The 19086-nt window shown below is 64.3% G+C and carries 16 protein-coding genes, 1 pseudogene and 1 riboswitch; of the genes and pseudogenes, 8 read left to right on the top strand and 9 right to left on the bottom strand.

The window, feature by feature from the left end; genetic code table 11:
- Positions 1–46 precede the first annotated feature (46 nt).
- The 4 genes and pseudogenes from IAE40_RS25645 to IAE40_RS00175 all read right to left on the bottom strand — a co-directional run bounded on the left by IAE40_RS25645 (position 47) and on the right by IAE40_RS00175 (position 7728).
- Positions 47–523, bottom strand: a complete 477-nt coding sequence (locus tag IAE40_RS25645) for a hypothetical protein (RefSeq protein ID WP_234465011.1) — start codon at positions 521–523, stop codon at positions 47–49.
- 2 nt (positions 524–525) lie between these two features.
- The gene (locus IAE40_RS00185; RefSeq protein WP_200602365.1) at positions 526–819 is read right to left on the bottom strand and encodes a hypothetical protein; all 294 of its coding nucleotides are present in this window, start codon (positions 817–819) and stop codon (positions 526–528) included.
- Between the two features lie 74 nt (positions 820–893).
- Positions 894–1262, bottom strand: a pseudogene (locus IAE40_RS00180) (LysE family translocator); the annotation flags it as partial.
- 118 nt (positions 1263–1380) lie between these two features.
- Positions 1381–7728 carry a non-ribosomal peptide synthetase gene (locus IAE40_RS00175; protein ID WP_200602363.1) on the bottom strand — a complete coding sequence of 2116 codons (6348 nt, stop codon included), beginning with the start codon at positions 7726–7728 and terminating at the stop codon, positions 1381–1383.
- Positions 7729–8143: 415 nt separating this feature from the next.
- On the opposite strand from IAE40_RS00175, the gene IAE40_RS00170 reads away from it, so the two are divergent.
- Together IAE40_RS00170 and IAE40_RS00165 are read left to right on the top strand one after the other, a co-directional pair.
- The gene (locus tag IAE40_RS00170; protein ID WP_200602362.1) at positions 8144–8908 is read left to right on the top strand and encodes a helix-turn-helix transcriptional regulator; all 765 of its coding nucleotides are present in this window, start codon (positions 8144–8146) and stop codon (positions 8906–8908) included.
- A gap of 16 nt (positions 8909–8924) precedes the next feature.
- Positions 8925–10319 carry an efflux transporter outer membrane subunit gene (locus IAE40_RS00165; protein WP_153773744.1) on the top strand — a complete coding sequence of 465 codons (1395 nt, stop codon included), beginning with the start codon at positions 8925–8927 and terminating at the stop codon, positions 10317–10319.
- A gap of 51 nt (positions 10320–10370) precedes the next feature.
- Here the strand turns inward: IAE40_RS00165 and IAE40_RS00160 are convergent, their stop codons facing one another.
- The 4 genes from IAE40_RS00160 to IAE40_RS00145 all read right to left on the bottom strand — a co-directional run bounded on the left by IAE40_RS00160 (position 10371) and on the right by IAE40_RS00145 (position 14197).
- On the bottom strand, positions 10371–11351 hold the full coding sequence (locus IAE40_RS00160) for an LLM class flavin-dependent oxidoreductase (protein WP_125929998.1): 981 nt from the start codon (positions 11349–11351) through the stop codon (positions 10371–10373).
- A 104-nt stretch (positions 11352–11455) separates the two neighbouring features.
- A complete protein-coding gene (locus IAE40_RS00155; RefSeq protein WP_125929999.1) occupies positions 11456–12367 on the bottom strand; it encodes a LysR family transcriptional regulator in 912 nt (303 codons plus the stop codon).
- Positions 12368–12395: 28 nt separating this feature from the next.
- Positions 12396–13115: a TraX family protein gene (locus IAE40_RS00150; RefSeq protein ID WP_267912163.1), complete on the bottom strand. Its 720-nt coding sequence runs from the start codon at positions 13113–13115 to the stop codon at positions 12396–12398.
- Positions 13112–14197 (bottom strand): metal-dependent hydrolase, encoded by a 1086-nt coding sequence (locus tag IAE40_RS00145; protein WP_197890782.1) that lies wholly within the window; start codon positions 14195–14197, stop codon positions 13112–13114. Before IAE40_RS00145 ends, IAE40_RS00150 begins: the two co-directional genes overlap by 4 nt.
- Positions 14198–14388: 191 nt before the next feature.
- Between IAE40_RS00145 and IAE40_RS00140 the strand changes: the two genes are divergently transcribed.
- Positions 14389–15273, top strand: a complete 885-nt coding sequence (locus IAE40_RS00140; protein ID WP_200602361.1) for an alpha/beta hydrolase — start codon at positions 14389–14391, stop codon at positions 15271–15273.
- A 15-nt stretch (positions 15274–15288) separates the two neighbouring features.
- Here the strand turns inward: IAE40_RS00140 and IAE40_RS00135 are convergent, their stop codons facing one another.
- Positions 15289–16020 carry a hypothetical protein gene (locus IAE40_RS00135; protein WP_197890780.1) on the bottom strand — a complete coding sequence of 244 codons (732 nt, stop codon included), beginning with the start codon at positions 16018–16020 and terminating at the stop codon, positions 15289–15291.
- 169 nt (positions 16021–16189) lie between these two features.
- Positions 16190–16412, top strand: a riboswitch (cobalamin riboswitch).
- A 99-nt stretch (positions 16413–16511) separates the two neighbouring features.
- On the opposite strand from IAE40_RS00135, the gene IAE40_RS00130 reads away from it, so the two are divergent.
- The 5 genes from IAE40_RS00130 to IAE40_RS00110 all read left to right on the top strand — a co-directional run bounded on the left by IAE40_RS00130 (position 16512) and on the right by IAE40_RS00110 (position 18891).
- Complete coding sequence (locus IAE40_RS00130; protein ID WP_063545029.1) at positions 16512–16697, top strand: CbtB domain-containing protein; 186 nt, start codon at positions 16512–16514, stop codon at positions 16695–16697.
- Between the two features lie 10 nt (positions 16698–16707).
- Positions 16708–17397: a CbtA family protein gene (locus tag IAE40_RS00125; RefSeq protein WP_054890887.1), complete on the top strand. Its 690-nt coding sequence runs from the start codon at positions 16708–16710 to the stop codon at positions 17395–17397.
- Positions 17397–17792, top strand: coding sequence for a cobalamin biosynthesis protein (locus IAE40_RS00120; protein ID WP_200602360.1), 396 nt, complete (start codon positions 17397–17399; stop codon positions 17790–17792). The genes IAE40_RS00125 and IAE40_RS00120 overlap by 1 nt, the downstream gene beginning before the upstream one ends.
- 31 nt (positions 17793–17823) lie before the next feature.
- A complete protein-coding gene (gene cobM / locus IAE40_RS00115; RefSeq protein ID WP_197890777.1) occupies positions 17824–18576 on the top strand; it encodes a precorrin-4 C(11)-methyltransferase in 753 nt (250 codons plus the stop codon).
- A gap of 63 nt (positions 18577–18639) precedes the next feature.
- Positions 18640–18891 carry a DUF1272 domain-containing protein gene (locus IAE40_RS00110; RefSeq protein WP_153773749.1) on the top strand — a complete coding sequence of 84 codons (252 nt, stop codon included), beginning with the start codon at positions 18640–18642 and terminating at the stop codon, positions 18889–18891.
- The last annotated feature ends 195 nt before the right edge of the window (positions 18892–19086 follow it).

Here is a 19086-nt window from a genome sequence, read left to right as displayed (position 1 = left end):
ACTCGGCAGGAGGTACGTGCAGAGCGCTCATCAAACGCCCAGTAAATTAACGTGATGAAGCTGCAACAATCGACTTAGCGACCTCAAGCTGAACTACATTATCCCCATTTACAGCATAAAGGACACCACTTAGGGGGCCGTCATCAGTCAGCACTGTGTAATCTGAAACAAGACTAATCAAAGAGGCATCAGTCAAACCAAATTTCAGAAAATAGGGTGAGGCAGAATCATCCACTATCGTAGATTCAATCTGCTGAAACTCAGAAAGCAACAATCTTGCAGCCTCATAAACTCGAGAGCCCAACTCCCCACCAAGGTCAATGAGATTGGAAACCTCTGTAGCAATATAATGTGTTGTGAAGACACTTTTGAAGCGCCCCATAAACCTAACAACAATTTGATAGTCCTCCTGACTATACCCATTTAGCCTGTCCGACTTAGAAATGTGCCTGCCATCTTCTACCAAACCAATCACCAGCAGAAGTAAAAGATTGGTATCGATAATAAGCCCAGCACTACTCAAGGCTATTTCTCCTTGTAGGTTCTGAAGCCTCTGAACTCATAGGTGAAAGCATCAACCAGAAAAACCTTATATTCTCTACGGCGACCCATCAAAGACGCCAATTTAGAAATATTGTCAGGTGCGATACCGTAGAAGTTGTCCTCTCTGTCGATGTCGTAGCTGAAAGTTACTTCATACAGCTTTCCATCTGACGAGGTCATTGCCTCCTCAAGGGTGACATTCTTAGCCTTAGGGACTAATTTCTCGACATTTCCTCGTGCGACCTGCACTGCCCGATCAAAATCAAGCGCTGCCATTTGCAACTCCTCCATTAAATCCAAATAGTATAGGAGGCCGGAAGGAGGGAGGAAAGTACATATTAGCGATCACTAGGATTGCCCGCCGCCACCCAGAACTCCTGCCGTGCCAGGCGCCAGGTACCGCGCGACTGCCCGCCGGCATGGGGCGCCTCTGCCACGGGTGCCCGCCACAGCTGCCAGGCGATATAGAACAGGTAAGCCGCGCCCACGAGCTTGATGCTCAGGAACAGGTATTCGCTGGTATGCAGCACCACCGCCAGCCCCATCGCCGCCAAGGCGATCATGCCGCTGAAGGCGAGGATACGCCCGCTTCCTGCCAGGCAAGCAGTGCGCAAACCGTGGCGGCTGGCGTTGTGCAACGACAGCAGGTTGTTGGGCCCCGGCGCCATGTTCAGGGCGAAGCAGGCGGGGATGAACAGCAACAGGCTCGACAGGTCCATTATTTTTCTCCATGCGGACCCCGGTAGCCTTGCGCCCTGGCGCCATGCGGTCAAGCACAGTGGCGTGGTCATTCGCCGGCACAGTGAATCCGGGGCTGCGACGCAGCCCCTGCCCGCCTCAGATCCTGCGTCGTGCCTTCAGCCCCGGGATGGTAGTGGCTGCGATCTCGACCTGCGGCTTTTCCCACCCGGTACTGGCCGCCAGGCCTGCCAGCGTCGGCTGGCGGAACAAGGTGCGTGCGTCGGCTTGCAACCCCGCCTGGCGCATGCGCGCCACCAGATTCACAGCCAGCAGTGAATGCCCGCCCAGTTCGAAGAAGTTGTCGTCGCGCCCAACCTGCTCGACTTTCAGCACTTCGCTCCAGATCTGCGCCAGGGTCTGCTCCAGCGCGTTGCGTGGCGCCGCGTAGGCGCGGCTGATCACCGACTCCGCGCCCGGCTCGGGCAGTGCCTTGCGGTCGATCTTGCCGTTGGGGCTAAGCGGCATGTCGGCCAGGGCGACGAAGGCCGAGGGCACCATGTACTCCGGCAGTCGCGCCAACAGATGGCTACGCAACGTATCCAGCGCCGGAGCGGGTTGCCCCTCTCGGCAGGTGAAATAGGCGACCAGGCGCTCGTCGCGCACCAGGACCACGCTCTGGCCCAGCGCAGGATGCCCACCCAGCAGTGCCTCGATTTCACCGAGCTCGACGCGCAGACCGCGCAGCTTGACCTGGAAGTCGTTGCGCCCGAGGAACTCCAGCTCGCCATCCTCGCGGTAGCGCACCAGGTCCCCGGTGCGATACAGCCGATCGCCCTCGACGAACGGGCTGTCGATGAAGCGCTCGGCCTGCAGCACCGGCAACCCAAGGTAGCCGCGTGCCACGCCGACGCCGCCGATGTGTAACTCTCCTGCCACGCCCATCGGCACCGGCCGGGCATGGGCATCGAGCACGTAGAGCCGGGTATTGGCGATCGCCCGGCCGATCGGCGGTGGCGTGTGCGGCAGCGGCTGATCGGGTTCGAGCGTCCAGGCCGTGCTGTCGACCGTAGCCTCGGTCGGCCCATAGACATTGTGCAAGCGCACCTGCGGCAGGCGCCGGCGCACGCTGGCAGCCAGCGCCAGGGTCAACTCACCCCCGCCACAGAAGATGTCGATCAGGCTCGTACAGCGTTCGACGCCCGGCTGCTCGAGAAACTGGTGCAACAACGCCGGGACGAACTTGATCGTGGTCACCTGGTGAGTCTGGACCAGTTGCACCAGATAAGCCGGATCGCGATGGCCGTCTGGGCGGGCCAGCACCAGGCGCAAGCCTGCACACAACGGCCAGAACAACTCCCAGACCGAACCGTCGAAGCTGAACGGCGCACGCTGCAACAGCGCATCACCCGGACGCGGCGGGCAGATGCTCGAGCCCCAATGCATGAGGTTGCCCAGCCCGCGGTGCTCGATCATCACACCCTTGGGCATACCGGTCGAGCCGGAGGTGTACATCACGTAGGCAAGGTTCGAAGGCGTCAACGCCGGCACCTCAGGGGCCTCGGCAGGCTGCGCTTGCCAGCCTCCCTGGTCGAGATCCACCAGCGGCACCGACGCCGGATCGAACAGGCCACGTGTCGCCCCATGGACCAGCACTGCCAGCGGTGTACTGTCCTCGACCATGTAGCGCAGGCGTTCATCCGGGTAACCAGGATCCAACGGCACGTAGGCACCGCCGGCCTTGAGCACGCCCAGCAGCCCGGCCAGCAGCGACAGGCCGCGCTCGATGCAGACGCCGACACGTGTGTCAGGCTGTACGCCCAAGGCCACCAGGTGATGGGCCAGACGGTTGGCCTGCTCGTCGAGTTCACGGTAGCTCAGCGCCGCCTCGTCGGTCTGCAGCGCCACCGCATCCGGCGTGCGCAGCACCTGGGCCTGGAACAGCGCCGGCAGGGTCTGGCGCATCAACTCGTGGGGCTCCTGGGTGGCATTGAGTTCGTGCAGCAGCCGTTGCAGCTCGTTCTCAGGCACACTGCACAACTGTTCGATCGGTGCCGAACCACCCTGCTCCAGCGCCTCGACCAGCCCCTCGAGGGTACGCTCGAGGTAGGCCAGCACACGCGCTGCACCCAACGCTCGCGGCGCGCGAACGTTCAGGTGCAAGGCCTCGTCCTGATCATCCACCGACAGCACCAGCGCATGGCTATGTACTTCGCTGGCTTCCAGCAAGCGGGCACCTGGCAATGTCGATTGCCCTGCCACCAGCCCATGGCGGAAATTGATCAGGCTGTTGAACAGCGGCACACCCGCTGGCAGCCCGCTGCAACGCTGAGCCAGCAGCAAGGGGGCATCTTCGTGGCCCAACAGCGCGGCAAGCCCGGCATGGGTGTCGGCCAGTGCCTGCGCCACGCTGCGGCCCGCCAGGCTCACCCGCAGGGGCAAGCTGTTGATGAACATGCCCAACGCCCGATCGGCCCCCTCGCCCGCCATCATCCGCCCCAGCAACACGCTGCCGAACACCACGTCGTCACGACCGCCCAATGCCCCCAGCACCTGCGCCCAAGCCAGGTGGAACAGGCTGGCCAGGCCGACATCCTGCTGCCGGGCCAGGCGGCGCAAGGCCTCGGTGAGCACGAGCGGAACCTCATGCGCAAGGCTCTCCAGCGCGCCCACCTGCACCTGATCCTCGACCATGCCCGGCAACGTCGGCGGTGCCTCGACACCTGCCAGCAATGCCCGCAGGAACGCCTCGTGCCCTTGCTGCCGCGCCTCGGCGCCGCTGAGCGCGACATAGTTGCGATAAGGCACAGGCGCCGGCAGCGTATGACCCTCATCGCTCATCAGGGCCCGCAGCTCACCGAGCAACACCTGCACCGACACGGCATCGTTGACCAGATGGTGGAAACGCAACAGCCCCAACCAACGACCGTGCTCACGGTCTTCGGCACCCGCCAGCGCCATCATCGGCGCACGACGCAGGTCCAGCGGGCGTTGCGCCGCAGAGTAATGCGCAGCCAACGCCTGCGCCGTATCGTCCGGCCCGGCCCGCAATACCTCCACGGGCAATTGCGCCTGACGCCAGACCACCTGCTGCGGTTGTTCGAGCCCTTCCCAGGCCAGGCTGGTGCGCAGGATGTCGTGACGCTCGACGACCTGTTGCAACGCGTGGGCGAATGCCTCGAATGCCGTCTGGTCGGTAAAGGCGAACAGCGCCTGTTGCTGATAAGGATCATGGCTGTCGCGCAGGTGGTGATAAAGGAGCCCCTGCTGCAAAGGCGCCAAAGGGTAGATTTCCTGCACATTGCCCGCACCACCCGGTATCCCCGCGACGATCGCGTCGATCTCGCCCTGGGTCAGCGACACCAGGCTGAGCAGCTCCGGCGTGATGTGGCTGCAATCAGCAGGCACACGGTTGTCTTCCACCTGAGCGAGGGAACGCTGGCTGGCCGCGGCCAGACTCGCGAGGGTCGGCTGGCCGAACAGCACCTGCACGTCAGCCTGCAGGCCTTGCTGGCGCATGCGCTCGACCAGTTGCACTGCCAGCAACGAATGGCCGCCCAACTCGAAGAAGTGATCGTGACGACCAATGCGCTGTACTCCCAGCAACTCGCTCCAGAGTGCCGCCAGGCGAACCTCCACGTCGCCGCGGGGTGCTTCATGGGCGCGGCGTACCGACGCGGTTTCATCCAGCGCCGGCAAGGCGCGGCGGTCGAGCTTGCCATTGGCGGTCAGCGGCCAGTGGTCGATGCGCTGGTAGCCGACCGGCAGCAGGGCCGCAGGCAGAAGGCCGCGCAGGTGCTCATGCAGGTCGCCGGGGGTGACCGCATCTCCGATGAACCAGGCCTGCAGTTGGCCATCGCGCAGCAGTACCACTGCTTCACGCACCTGTCCGTGGCTGGCCAGCGCAGCCTCGATTTCGCCGAGTTCTACACGCACACCGCGGATCTTCACCTGATCGTCGTTGCGCCCCAGGTATTCAAGGGTGCCGTCGGCAAGCCAGCGCACCCGGTCGCCGGTGCGGTACATCCGTGCGCCGGCTTCGTCACTGAACGGGTCGTCCAGGAAACGCTCGGCAGTCATCTGCGGGCGATTCAGGTAGCCGCGAGCGACCCCCAGGCCTGCTACGTAGAGCTCACCCGGTACGCCGACCGGCAATGGCTTGAGCTGCGCATCGAGCACATACAACCGTGTATTGGCCACAGGCGTGCCGATATGCAGCGCGCCACCCGCCATCACCCGCCCGGAGCTGGCGACCACCGTGGCTTCGGTAGGGCCGTAGTTGTTGATGACCGCATAGGCCCGCTCACGCGACAGGCTGCGCAGCCGGTCGCCCCCCACCAGCAGGGTGCGCAGGGTCGGATGATCATGCTGGGTGAAAGCATGTTCGGCCACCGGGGTTGGCAGGAAACTGACCTGCAGTGGCTGGGCCCGCCACCAGCGCAGCAGCTTGTCGATATCCTCGCCACCTTCGCTGGTAGGCGCCAGGTGCAGCGTCGCACCCGCGCACAAGGCTGGCCAGACCTCCCAAGCCATGGCATCGAAACCAAAACCAGCGAGGCTCGACGTGTGTCCGCCAACGCCCAGGTCAAAAGCCTCGCAATGCCAGTCGACCAGGTTGGCCAGCATGCGGTGTTCGACCATCACCCCCTTGGGTTGGCCGGTGGAGCCTGAGGTGTAGATCACATAGACCAGGCTCTCGGCCACAAGCCCCGCCACGCGAGGATTGTCCAAGGTGGCCGCGGCTGCCGGGCAGGCGTCGAGCTCGATCAACGGCAGTGCATGGCGTGGCAGACGCGCCAGCAGATCCTGCTGTGTCAGCAGTGCCACTGGTGCGCTGTCTTCGAGCAGGTAGGCGATGCGCTCACGCGGATGTGCTGGGTCGATCGGTACGTAGGCCGCACCCGCCTTGAGCACCGCCAGCAGGCCCACGAGGGTATCCAGGCCACGGCGGGCAACCACCGCAACGCGCTGCTCGGGCCTCACACCTCGCTCGATCAGACGCAGGGCCAGTGCATTCGCGCGCTGATTCAGCTCGCCGTAACTCAGGCTGCGCTCTTCGTGCACGGCGGCAATGGCCTCGGGCATCAGCGCCGCGTGTGCCTCGATTCGGCGATGCACGAGCGGCTCGCCAACTGCACGCCCCGTCGCGTTCCATGCCTGCATCTGCCGATGCTCGGCAGGTGTCGGCAGATCGAAATCGGCAACCGCCAACGCGGATGTCGCCAAGCCTTGTTCCAGCACGTGCAGCAGCCGCTGTGCCAATGCCTCGGCCTCGTCGCTCGCCAGCCAGGCGCGGTGATGTACCAGGTGCAACCAGGCCTTGTCGTTATGGCGGTTGCTGCGCAGATGGATGGCCAAGGGCGTGGATTCGTAGCTGTTGGAGACCTTCACCGTGTGGGCGCTGGCCGCGCCGTAACGGTAGTCGTGATCGTCCTGCTCGTAGGAGACCGACACCTCGAACAGTTGCCCGCGCTCTTCGCGCAACAGGCCCAGTGCTCGGTTCAGCTCACTCACGGCCAGCCGCTGATGGCGAAAATCGCGGCGCAGGGTGTCGCGTATCGCGACCACCAGTTCGGCGAAACCCAGTGCCGGAGAGAACGCCAAGGGCACCGCGCTGACCTGCACGAAGGTCCCCAGCGTAGCCTTGAAACGTGCGCCGCCACGATTGAGCAGCGGCAGGCCCACCACCCAATCCTCGCGTTGTGCGCTGCGAGAGAACAGCACATGCAGTGCAGCCAGCAGTACATGGAACGCCGAGGCCTGGTGAACTTCGGCCAGGCGTTTCATGCGCTCGTGCAACGCATCGGGGAACGTCTGAACCCAGGTGCGCGAAGGTGCTTCATCGGTGGCTCGACGGTAAGGGTGACGCGCTGCCAGCAGCGGCTCCGGCACGCTGGCGAAGCGCTTGAGCCAGTATGCGCGATCACGGGCCTGGCGAATCGAGCCCTGGTACTGGCGGTCTTCGTCGATGAAGTCGGCATAACCGGCCTGGGCCCGTGGCGCCTCGCCGCCTTCGAGCAGCGCGGTGTAATGCTCGCCCAGTGCCTTGAGCATCTGGCCGAAGCCCCAGCCGTCGAGAATCAGGTGATGGGCCTGGGTTGCCAGCCAGTGGTGCTCCGGCCCCAGGCGAATCAGGGCAAAACGCAGCAGTGCCGTGCCGTCGAAGCGATAACCCTGGCCCATTTGCGCCTGAATCAATGCCGTGGCCGCCGCTGCCGGGTCAGCTTCAGCCGACAGGTCCAGCAGGGGCAACGCCAGGCTGGCATGCTCGGCGAAGCGCTGCACAGGGAGGCCGTCGGCCCCGGCACCTGGCAACAGCTCGGTGCGTAACACCGGGTTGGCCGCCACCAGTTGCTGCAACGCTTGGCGCAGGGTGTCCGGCCGCAGGTCGCCCGTGAGTTCGACATAGCCGCCGATGGTATAGAGCGGAGAATCGCCGTTGCTCAACTGGTCGAGCCAGATGTCCCGTTGAGCGCTGGTCAGGGGGTAGGTATCTGCGGCAGGCATGGGCTGGGAGGGTCCTTCTCCGTTGATCGTCCGCGGATTCAAGCATCGCTTCCCTACCCTGTATGGCCCCGGAAACCCGGACAGTCGCCCGCGCATCCTCGGTCGCTGATTTTTCTGTAGGAAATCAGCTACATATCAACCCCTTCGATAGCCTACCCGCAGGGCCAACCGTGGCAAACGTGATGGCAACAGCAGCTTTATGACGTCAATTTGTCGACTACTGCCGAAACATTTGCATTTAGTCTGTCCGAATCATCCCCCCACTTTGTCCGATTCGATGCCATTTTCTGTCCCCGGTTTCCACTACAGACGCAGGCGCCAGGCCCAGGCTTGAATAGCGCCACCCTCGACCGGCCAGGGCGTAAGACCATTCGCCACCCGCCTGCGCAGTACCCGATTCAAGGATGAACAGGACATGAAGCTGACCCGCAGCCTCGAACATCACCACGACGCGCGCCTCTACCTGCAACTGGGAGAGCTGATCGCCAGCACCGGCGAGGATCATTTTGCCGAGCGCATGCTCCAGTTGGTCGACAGCCTAGTGCCAGTGCACCGGCTCGACCTGAGCGAGTGGACCCTGGATGCCCGACAGACCGGCGTCACTCGGGTCAAGGTGCTGGGCGGCGCGGGGCTTGCCCAGGAGTTTCCTCCGCCTGATCAGCCCAATCACCCACTGTTGCAGAACATCCTGCAGATGAAGGATCCCCTGCTCATTCAGGTCAAGGCGCCTCATGCCACCGGCAACCCGCAATCCAGTGCTCACCAGTGCAACCTGGTGTCGTGCAATGGCGACCGCCGTTGGGTCATCTGCTTCCATCGCCTGCCCAGCCAGATGGCCTTTTCCCTCGGCGAACTGTCGCTGCTCAAACGCCTCTCCGACACCTTGCTGCCTCTGCTTGAACACCATGCGCAGCACCAGGTGCACGTGCAGGGTGAAGGTTCGGCGACGCCCGACACCTTGCGCCACGGCTTCGACGAGCGCCTGGCCCAGGAAGCCGTGCAACTGTCGAGCCGTGAGCAGGAAGTCTGCCTGGGGCTGCTCACCGGTGGCACCGTACCGGAAATGGCCCAACGCCTGAACGTGAAGAACAGTTCGGTGGAAACCTACCTCAAACGCGCCACCGCCAAGCTTGGCGTCAGTGGCCGCCACGGCCTGGCCAGATGGATGGCCGGTGCCTGACTCCAGAGAACCCGCGATGCCCAGATACCCTGCTGCCGTGTTGGCGGTGTTGCTGACCGGCTGCACCCTGGCCCCCGACTATCAACGCCCCGCCCTGCCTGTCGCACCTCGATTCCCAGGGGAAGCCAGCCAGGATGCCATGGCTCCCAGCCGCCAGCACGACGACTGGCACCAGGTGTTCCAGGATCCGTTGCTGCGCCAACTGATCGACAACGCACTGCTCAACAACCGCGATCTGCGCGTAGCAGCGCTCAACGTCGAAGCCTATCGTGCGCAGTTTCGTATCCAGCGCTCGGAGTTGCTGCCCAAGGTCTCCGCCGACGCCAAGGGCCAGCGCCAGTACCTGCCGCGGCGCATGACCGGGACCGGCGACGGGGCCATCACCCAGACCTACGCCGCCACGCTCGGGGTGAGCGCCTATGAGCTTGACCTGTTCGGCCGCCTGCGCAGCCTGAGTGACAAGGCCTTGCTGACCTATCTCGCCAGCGAACAGGCCCGGCGCAGTGTGCAGTTGGGGTTGGTGGCCAGCGTGGCAAGCAGCTACATGACCTGGCGAGCTGACCTGGAGCTGCTCGAACTGTCACGCCAGACCCTGATCGCCGACCAGGAAAGCCTGCGCCTGACCCAGGGTCAGCGTCGCGCCGGCACTGCGTCGGCATTGCAGCAGATCCAGGCGCAGACCAGCGTCGACACCGCTCGTGCCGCAGTAGCCCGCTACCAGCGCCAGGTTGCCCAGGATATCAACCAGCTGACCCTGCTGGTCGGCGCGCCCCTCGATGAGCGTACGCCCAATCTGCCGCTGGCCTCGCAGCAGATCGTCGGCTTGCCGCCCGGCCTGCCCTCGGCACTGCTGCAACGTCGCCCGGACATCCTGGAAGCCGAATACCAGCTGCGTGCGGCCAATGCCGACATCGGTGCCGCACGGGCAGCGTTCTTTCCCAGCATCAGCCTGACTGCCAACGCAGGCAGCAGCAGTCGCGAATTGTCCGGGCTGTTCGACGGCGGCAGCGGTACCTGGTTGTTCCAGCCGCAGATCAACCTGCCGCTGTTCACTGCCGGCAGCCTGAGGGCCAGCCTGGACTATGCGCGCCTGCAAAAGGAAATCGAGGTGGCCCGCTACGAGAAATCGATTCAGGGGGCGTTCCAGGAGGTGTCTGACGGCCTCGCGGCGCGCGCCACTTATCAGCGGCAACTGGTGGCCCAACGCGACCTGGTGGCCTCCACCCAGCGCTACTACGACCTGGCCCGCAACCGCTACCGCATTGGCGTGGACAGCAGCCTGACCTTTCTCGACGCCCAGCGCTCGCTGTTCAGTGCCCAGCAGGGCTTGATCAACGACCGGCTGGCGCAATTGCTGGCAGAGGTGAACCTCTATGCCGCGTTAGGGGGAGGCTGGACAGACGCGCACTGAAGCCAGGCCGTGGCCCGCGGCCGCGCCTTGGCGCCTGCCGCTCAGGTCGAGTCAGGCCAGATCGGCAAGGGCCTGGGCCGCATATGCGTGGGAGCGCAAGCGCGCCAAGGGGTCATGGATCCGGCAATCGATCATCAACTCATCGGCGCCAGTCTGTTCGATCAGTGTGCGCAACCCATCCCTCACCCGCTGCGGCCCACCGGCCACGGTACAGGCCATCACCTGTTCCAGCACCGCCCGTTCATGGCCCGGCAAGCCCTCGACATAACCTTCCTGCGGCAGGGGCAGCAGGCCGTGACGTCCGACATGCAGATCGAGCATCCATTTGCGGTGCGAGCTGGCCAGATAATCGGCTTCGGCATCGCTGGCTGCTGCGAACAGATTCATGCCCACCATGACGTAGGGCTTGGCCAGTTGCGCCGAGGGTTGGAAGTTCGCGCGGTAATGGGCGATGGCCTGCAGCAGGTAGCGCGGGGCGAAATGGGAGGCAAAGGCGTAAGGCAAGCCGAGCCGTGCCGCAAGGTCGGCGCCGAACAGGCTGGAACCCAATATCCACACCGGCACCTCGTGCTTGCCCGGCACCCCGCGCACCGATCGCTGGCCGTTGTCGGCCAGGTAGTCGCGCAACTCGGCGATGTCCTGGGCAAAGTCACGCTCGGGCGCGACGCCGCGCAAAGCACGGACGGTCGGGCCGGAGCTGCCGGGGGCACGCCCCAACCCCAGGTCGATGCGCCCCGGGTGCAGGGCATCGAGCGTGCCGAACTGCTCGGCGACCACCAGCGGAGCATGATTGGGCAGCATGATGCCACCGGCACCCACGCGAATATGCCGCGTGGCATTGGCGATCTCGTTGATTACCAGCGCTGTGGCGGCAGAGCCGATGCCGGGCATGTCATGGTGTTCGGCGATCCAGTATCGAGCGTAGCCGTGCTGCTCGACGTGGCGTGCCAGTTGACGGGATTCCTCGATCGCATCGGCCAGGGTCTTGCCCTCGCCAATCATGACCAGGTCCAGGACAGACAACGCAGTCATGGCGTCTCCATAAGTCGTGACGGATATGACTGCACAGTGTCCAGGGCCACGCCTGGGCGATAAACCGCAAAACGGGCCCTACACACGGTCCCTGCATTCCCCAATCAGCGTTCCCAGGGCACTCCATGCTCCCAGCGGGCGACCAGCAGGTCGATGAAACCTCGCACCCGTGGCGACAAATGGCGCTTGCTGGGGTAGACGATACGAATCGGGTCCGCTGGCGGCCGGTAATCCGCAAGTACCTCGACCAGCGTTCCAGCGCGCAAGTCGTCGCCGGTGATGTAGGTGGGCAGGTGAATCAGCCCGAACCCGGCGCGGGCGCCATCGAGCATGGCCTCGGAGCTGTCGATGTTCAAGCGCCCGGGCTCTTCGCACAGGTGCAGCCCTTCATCGGTGTGGAAGCGCCAGGGGCTGGCCTTCTCGCCCGCCAGAAAAGCGATCTTGTCGTGCCCATACAGGTCTGCCGGTACCTGGGGCACCCCATGACGCTGCAAGTACTCGGGTGCAGCGCAGGTGACGAACTGCTGCCACGCCACGGTGCGTGTCAGCAGTTGCGAGTCCTCCTTGGGCGCACCGATGCGCACGGCAACGTCCACCCCCTCCTCCACCAAATCGACGAAACGGTCGGTGAAGCGGATATCGGCGCGCAGTTCCGGCCATTGCTTGAGGTAGACATCCAGGATCGGCAGCACATGACGCTGGCCGAACGACAGCGGCGCAGTCAGGCGCAGGGTGCCGGTCGGTCGTCCACGGCGCTGGGCCATCGTGGTCTCGACTTCGTCCAGGTCTTCGAGGATCTGCCGCCAACGCTCGAACGCGACCTGGCCTTCATCGGTCAGGCTCAGTTTGCGCGTGGTACGGTTGAGCAGGCGCACGGCCATGCGCGATTCGAGGCGCGCGATGCTCTTGCCCACCGCCGAGCGGGTCAGGCCCAGGCTCGCGGCGGCTGCGGTGAAGCTGCCGACCTTCACGGCACTGACGAAGGCGGCGATGTCGCCGAAGCGGTTGGGTTCCATGAAGCTGTTCCTGGATATCCGAGGCTGCCTAGGATGGGGGCAGATCGAGGTATTGCAAGGCCTTGATCGCCATCAGGTGCAAAGGATAGAACCCGTAGGCCCAGCGTCCCACAGGCACGATTGAGGCGCCCTGGTACGCCAGCATGCGCAAACCCAATGGCAGCGCCATTGCCGCGGTGGCCAGCACCAGCAGGGAAAAGGGCTGCCAGGGATGCGCCCATAACCAACTGTTGGTCAGGTTTGCGCCCATTGCCAGCAGACAGGGCACCAGCCAGCCGGGCCGACCTCGCGACCACAGCATCAGGCAGGCCGCCGGCAGCAATACCCCCGGCAAGCCATACATCAGTCGATCACTGAAAACCAGCGCCAGCCCGGCACTACCGAGGCCGACAATGCGCGCAGCAGGCTGTGGATGCTTCACCCCCCAGGCGACCAGCAGGCCAAGGGTCAGGGTGGGCATGACATTGAGCGTGTGCGAGCCATTGTCCAACCAACGGTACGGGCCCTCGGCAAGTACCGAGAAGGCCAACATCCAGCTCAGGTAGCGCGCGTTGGCTGCCGTGTACAGCGCGCCTGGCTGGGCGCGTGAGACATGACAGGCGATCACCAGGCAGAACAGTGGAAACGCCAGGCGCCCGACCACGAACAACCCGTCGGCACTGGGCCACAGGTAGCGCAAATGATCGGCGACCATGCTCAGGATCGCCGTCCACTTGACCAGGTCGAGCCCGGCCGAGCGGCCGTTCAGGGCGCCACCCCGGATTGCGGCGAGGGATTCAGGTAGCGTGTGGTCCAAGCCGCCAGGGGCAGCGGAGGTTGCTGTTGGAGGATGCGACGCCAGATCAGCCCCAGGTCATGGCCGTTGAACATCGCGGCACCGTCACTCCAGTTGGCTGGGGTATCGACCACCCACTGACCCTGGCTGTCGCGATGAGCCATGCGGAAACGGAAGGTGTAGTTACCGGGAATGCCCATGCGCAGGTCGGTCACCACCAGCACATCGCCGACCACGTCATAACGCAGCCAATCATCGGTGAACCAGCGCAGCCGCTCGTGCAGCGCGACGCCCTCGAGCACCTTGGCGGCGTCCAGGTTCAGCGACAGGCGCTGCATCTCGGGTGGTTCGCGGTCGAAAACGCTGCTCACGCCCTCGTAGTAATGACCATCCGCCGTCTTGGCCAGCACCCGCCAGACCAGGCTGTTGAAGGCCATGGGCACTGCCCGCACATGATCGACAACAACGCCCTGGCGGCCCAGGGCCTCATGGAAACGCTGCTCGACCGCCATGCGCCCGGCCAGCCCGAACCCCAGATACGCCGTACTGAACAGCAGAGCCGCTGCCATCAGGGGTATCGCCCGACCACTCAGCCCCCGCCACGCGGCGTAGATCACAGCGACCAGCAGCGGCACGGTGTAGATCGGGTCGATGATGAACACTGCCGCCCAGCTTTCGGGAGTGAACGGCAGCGGCCAGAACAATTGCGTGCCATAGACCGTGAAGGCGTCCAACAGGGGATGGGTGACCAGCACCAGCCAGAACGCCACGAACAGTCGGGGCCAACGGTAGCCTCTGTCGGGCCGGCGCCTCTGCCCTACCCAGGCCACCAGCCACGCCAGCAGCAGCGCCAGGCCGGTAAGGACGAAGATCGAATGGGAAAAACCGCGGTGATAGGTCATCTGCGAAACAGGGTCCGCATACCGGATCACCACATCGAGATCGGGCAAGGTGGCCAGCGCGGCACCGTACAACAGCGAACGGCGGCCCTGGATGCGGCCGAGCACGGTACCTTGCAGGGCGGCGCCAAGTACGGCTTGGGTAATCGAGTCCAAGGTAAGTCTTCCATCGACAGGGTCAGGGAAACCTACCCCTCGGCGCCCGCTGCGGCAAGCGTGCAGATCCCCTCGAGGGCGCTGGGGAAACAGCTTGCAAACATGTGTCAGCACCGCTCGGGAAAAATTGCCTGCAGCGAGGCCATGGCTTCTGTTAAAAACGACGATTTCCAGCACGCCTGATGACACCCATGACCGACACCCTGCTCACTCACTTCAAACGCCGCTGGCTCACCTGGCTGGCCATGGCCTTGCTGGTGGTGGGCCTGCCCGCGGGTTGCGCGGTCTTGCAGCACAAGGAGCGCGAACTGGTGTTTCGTATCGAGCCGGGCCAGGCCAGTTGGTTCAGGGGCCTGCCGGCCGGCGTACAGGAGCTGGACCTGCGCCCGCGCAGCTTCACCGACGGCCAGAGCCTGCACGCCTGGTGGTGGCCGGCCAAACGCGCCGATGCGCCAGCGATACTCTACCTGCACGGCGTACGCTGGAACCTCACCGGTCAGTTGTTCCGCATCGAGCAGCTGCACGCCATGGGCTATTCGGTGCTGGCCGTGGACTACCGCGGGTTTGGCCAGAGCCAAGGCGACCTGCCGTCCGAGGCCACGGTATACGAGGACGCCCGAATTGCCTGGGAGCGCTTCGCCCAGTTGCATCCGGTGCCAAGCAAGCGCCTGATCTTCGGCCATTCGCTGGGCGGTGCGGTCGCTGTCGAGCTTGCGTCGGAGCTCGCACGCCAGGCACGCCAGCAAGGCCAGCCCGTACCTGCGCGCGGCCTGATTCTCGAATCCACCTTCACCTCCCTTGGCGACGTGGCAGCATCGGTGGCCGATACCGCACTGCCGGTACGCTGGCTGCTGTCGCAGAAGTTCGACTCGCTGGGCAAGATCGCCGATATCGATTTACCTCTGCTGCTGGTGCACGGCCTGGACGACCGCTATGTGCCGCCACGCTTCAGCCAGGCGCTGTTCGAGGCCGCGCAGCAGCCCAAGACCTTGCTGCTGGTGCCGGGGGCAAGCCACAACAACAGCATGAGCCTGGCAGGCCAGCGCTATCGCCGCGCCATCGAAGCCTTGCTCTGAGGCCCGGGGCGATGATCACTGTACGGGCAGGAAATTCATCAGCAGCAGGCTCTGCGCATAGTTGAGGCCGATCCGTCGGTAGCGCTCATCGAGCATCTGCGCCAGCAGGTCGAGGCGTGCGACGATCTTGCCGAACTCGACGGCAAAACTCAGGTTGCTGCCCTCTTCCGAGATCTCGTTGGAAAACAGCAGCAACACACCATTGGCGTCCTGGCGCTGACCGAGCATCCAGGTGGCCTTTTCGATGTTGCGCGCGGCGTTATTGACGAACAGTGGGTCAATGGCGTCGGTCATGTAGAACTCGGTGCGCCCACCGTGGGCGGTAATCAACATGCTGCCGATCGCATAGATGAACGCACCGACCCGATCACCGCGAAACTCCGGGCTCAAGGCATAGCTCAGCGCCGCCAGGTCACGGCGCTCGCCCAGTTGCGGCAACGACTGGCGCTGCTCGATGGCCTGGCGGATCTGGCGCTCGGCAGTGGCGGCATCCAGGTATCCGGACTGCTTCCACTGACTGGGGTTGCGCAGGTAGAGCTTGTTCATCAGCAGATACAGGCTCTGCAGGTTGTCGCGCATGGACAAGGTGGCCATGCGGTCGACACTGGTCTGGAACAGCTCGCCAGGATGCCCGTTACCCAACTGGGTGAATACGTCACGCCCCTGCTGCCCGGTGCACCCGCACAGGGCGATCAAGACACCCACCAATGACAGGCGGGCACGGCGGCGAAAGGCGGGAACAGGCATTTGCACCGGGGTCCAGGGTCAGCGGCCGGGCCGGGAATCGGCGCAGCCTGGCCATGCATAGAGCCCCTGAATGTAAAAAAGTGCGACGTTCAAGGCTGACTGAGGATTTTCAGCCCGCCCATTTGCTCAATTCGTAACAAGAATTGACGACCAAAGCGTGGCCGTGATCTCCTAATACATTACGTAGGGTGCCCCTTTGCAGGGGTGAAACGGGAAACCGGTGCGTCACAGGCCCTTCATGGGTCTGGCAAGTCCGGTGCTGCCCCCGCAACGGTAAGCGAGCGAGCGTCTGATCCACTGTGCCTGCAGTGCGGCATGGGAAGGTGACGCTCTCCCCAGGAGCCAGGCTCCTGCTCGTCAGCCCGGAGACCGGCCCGACGTCTTGTGATCACACCCCGCGGTGGGCGGGCGCTGTTGCATGTCCCTGGGCGGTTCTCGCCTGGGGTTGCCGCGCTTCCTGTCGCCCATGAAAAAAAGCAGAGGAATGCGTCATGTCCGTCACCAGCGCCAAACACAGCATCGCCACCCCCGTCAGCCTCAGCCAGCGTCTCGTCGTTGCGGTCGGCGCCAGCCTGCTGGGCTTGTGCCTGGTGTACTTCGCCGGGTTCTCGCACCTGGAGGCTGTGCACAACGCTGCCCACGATACCCGTCACAGCGCCGCCTTCCCTTGCCACTGAGTGTCCGATGATGATCAAGCGTATCGCTCGCACTGCAGGCTTCAGTGGCCTGCTCGCCGCACTTTTGCTGACGCTATTGCAGAGTTTCTGGGTCGCTCCGTTGATCCTTCAAGCCGAAACCTATGAAAACTCGGCCCCCACCGAGCAGCACGAGCACGCCGGTGAAAGTGCCGCTGGCCATGAGCACGGTGCAGAAGCCTGGTCACCGGAAGACGGCTGGCAGCGCGTGCTGTCGACCACCGGCGGTAACCTGGTGGTGGCAGTCGGTTTCGCGCTGATCCTCGCCGCACTCTACAGCCTGCGCGAACCCGGTCGAGTCAGTACTGGCGCCTTGTGGGGCCTGGGCGGCTTCGCCGTGTTCTGCCTGGCACCGACCCTGGGCCTGCCACCCGAACTGCCTGGCACCGCCGCGGCCGATCTGGGTCAACGCCAGACCTGGTGGATCGGCACCGCCGCCGCCACTGCTGTGGGCCTGGCGTTGCTGGTCTTCGCGCGCCACTGGCTGCTCAAAGTGCTTGGCGCTGCGCTGCTGGTGGTACCGCACCTGATCGGCGCCCCTCAGCCACTGGTGCATGAAAGCCTGGCGCCCGAAGCGCTGGAAGCACAGTTCAAGGTTGCCTCCTGGCTGACCAACGCAGCCTTCTGGGTCGCACTGGGTCTGCTGAGCGCCTGGCTGTACCGCCGCTCCGCGCAGGCCTGATGGCCGCGCTCTATGTCGGTTTCGGCTGCCGCCGGGGTTGCCCGGCGGCGGTTCTGGAAACCCTGCTGCACCTTGCACTGGCCAACAACGGCCTGACGCTGGCCGCGTTGCGAGGTATCGCCAGCATCGATCTCAAGGCTCAGGAGCCCGGCCTGCGGCAACTGGCCGAGCAGCTCGGCCTGCCCCTGACGCTGTACAGCGCCCGGCAACTGCAGCCCTTCCTGCCGTTGCTCAGCCACCGCTCCGAAATGGCCTTCAACACCACCGGCTGTTGGGGAGTGGCAGAAAGCGCGGCGCTGGCACTGGCGGCGAGCGAGGGTCAGCGCTCGCCGATCCTGACAATCACCCGACAGGTGCTCGGTGACGCTACCCTGGCGCTGGCCAGCAACGGATAATCGCACTTCATTTCACCTTCAAGGACTTGCCATGACGGTCTATTTCATCGGTGCCGGCCCCGGCGATCCGGAGCTGATCACGGTCAAGGGCCAACGCCTGATCCGTCAATGCCCGGTGATCATCTACGCCGGCTCACTGGTACCGGCCGCGGTACTCGAAGGCCACACCGCCAGTACCCTGATCAACAGCGCCGAACTGCACCTGGAGCAGATCATCGGCGCAATCCGCGACGCCCATGACCAGGGCCTGGATGTGGCCCGTGTACACAGCGGGGACCCGAGCCTGTATGGCGCCATCGGCGAACAGATCCGCCACCTGCGCGAACTGGGCATCGACTACCAGATCATTCCTGGCGTTACCGCCACAGCCGCCAGCGCCGCCCTGCTCGGCTGCGAACTGACGCTGCCGGACATCTCGCAGACCGTCATCCTGACCCGCTACGGCGATCGCTCGCCGATGCCGGCAGGCGAGCAACTGGCGGACCTGGCGCGCCACCGCAGTACCTTGGCCATTCACTTGGGGGTACGCCATCTGCCGCGCATCGTCGAGGAGCTGCTGCCGCACTATGGGGCGGATTGCCCGGTGGCAGTGATCCACCGCGCCACTTGGCCGGACCAGGACTGGGTCAGGGGCCGTCTCGCCGATATCGTCGAGGGTGTTGCCAACAAAGGCTTCCGGCGCACGGCACTGATTCTCGTCGGCCATGTTCTAGGCGACGCACCGTTTGCCGACTCGGCCTTGTACCGCGCCGGCCACGCCCATCTGTATCGCCCCGGCGACTGAGGATTGCCAGCCAGCGTCCAGCGACCGACACTGGCGCATCTCTGTCCGCACCGGAGTTGCGCCATGCTCGAGCTACGCCCCAATTGCGAATGTTGCGATACCGATTTGCCCCCCGACACCCTGGACGCGCTGATCTGCTCGTTCGAGTGCACCTTCTGCCGCCGCTGCGCTGAACAGCATCTACAGGGACAATGTCCGAATTGCGCGGGGCAATTGCAGCAACGCCCGACACGGGTCGGTGCTGCGCTGCTCAAAAATCCCGCGTCGACGCATCGCGTGAATAAACCGCATCCCGCCTGTGCGCGCCCGACCTGAGCGCCCTTACCCCACACCCGCCCGCGAGGGTCTCATCGCCCCTCGCCCCTAGTTTCTTTTGTAAGACTTTTCACCAGCAAATGGCGGCTTTTTCCACACGCCTATACTCGCCATTATCAAAGCGTTCTGATGGACGTATCGTGCCCGCAGCCAGATTGGCCCTACAGACGTATTCCTGGATAACGTCAGGAACGA

The organism is Pseudomonas sp. S44, assembly GCF_016624805.1.
GTDB classification, from domain to species: Bacteria; Pseudomonadota; Gammaproteobacteria; order Pseudomonadales; family Pseudomonadaceae; genus Aquipseudomonas; species Aquipseudomonas machongensis.
The sequence above is the reverse complement of the archived record's forward strand: the minus strand, read 5'-3'. Positions and strand labels throughout refer to the sequence as shown.

Bases quoted from the DNA above. Each gene is read 5' to 3' on its own strand.
- cobM (WP_197890777.1), top strand. From the start codon at position 17,824: ATGACGGTCTATTTCATCGGTGCCGGCCCCGGCGATCCGGAGCTGATC.
- IAE40_RS00120 (WP_200602360.1), top strand. From the start codon at position 17,397: ATGGCCGCGCTCTATGTCGGTTTCGGCTGCCGCCGGGGTTGCCCGGCG.
- IAE40_RS00185 (WP_200602365.1), bottom strand. From the start codon at position 819: ATGGCAGCGCTTGATTTTGATCGGGCAGTGCAGGTCGCACGAGGAAAT.
- IAE40_RS00155 (WP_125929999.1), bottom strand. From the start codon at position 12,367: ATGGAACCCAACCGCTTCGGCGACATCGCCGCCTTCGTCAGTGCCGTG.
- IAE40_RS00175 (WP_200602363.1), bottom strand. From the start codon at position 7,728: ATGCCTGCCGCAGATACCTACCCCCTGACCAGCGCTCAACGGGACATC.
- IAE40_RS00160 (WP_125929998.1), bottom strand. From the start codon at position 11,351: ATGACTGCGTTGTCTGTCCTGGACCTGGTCATGATTGGCGAGGGCAAG.
- IAE40_RS00140 (WP_200602361.1), top strand. From the start codon at position 14,389: ATGACCGACACCCTGCTCACTCACTTCAAACGCCGCTGGCTCACCTGG.
- IAE40_RS00135 (WP_197890780.1), bottom strand. From the start codon at position 16,020: ATGCCTGTTCCCGCCTTTCGCCGCCGTGCCCGCCTGTCATTGGTGGGT.
- IAE40_RS00130 (WP_063545029.1), top strand. From the start codon at position 16,512: ATGTCCGTCACCAGCGCCAAACACAGCATCGCCACCCCCGTCAGCCTC.
- IAE40_RS00125 (WP_054890887.1), top strand. From the start codon at position 16,708: ATGATCAAGCGTATCGCTCGCACTGCAGGCTTCAGTGGCCTGCTCGCC.
- IAE40_RS00110 (WP_153773749.1), top strand. From the start codon at position 18,640: ATGCTCGAGCTACGCCCCAATTGCGAATGTTGCGATACCGATTTGCCC.
- IAE40_RS00165 (WP_153773744.1), top strand. From the start codon at position 8,925: ATGCCCAGATACCCTGCTGCCGTGTTGGCGGTGTTGCTGACCGGCTGC.
- IAE40_RS00170 (WP_200602362.1), top strand. From the start codon at position 8,144: ATGAAGCTGACCCGCAGCCTCGAACATCACCACGACGCGCGCCTCTAC.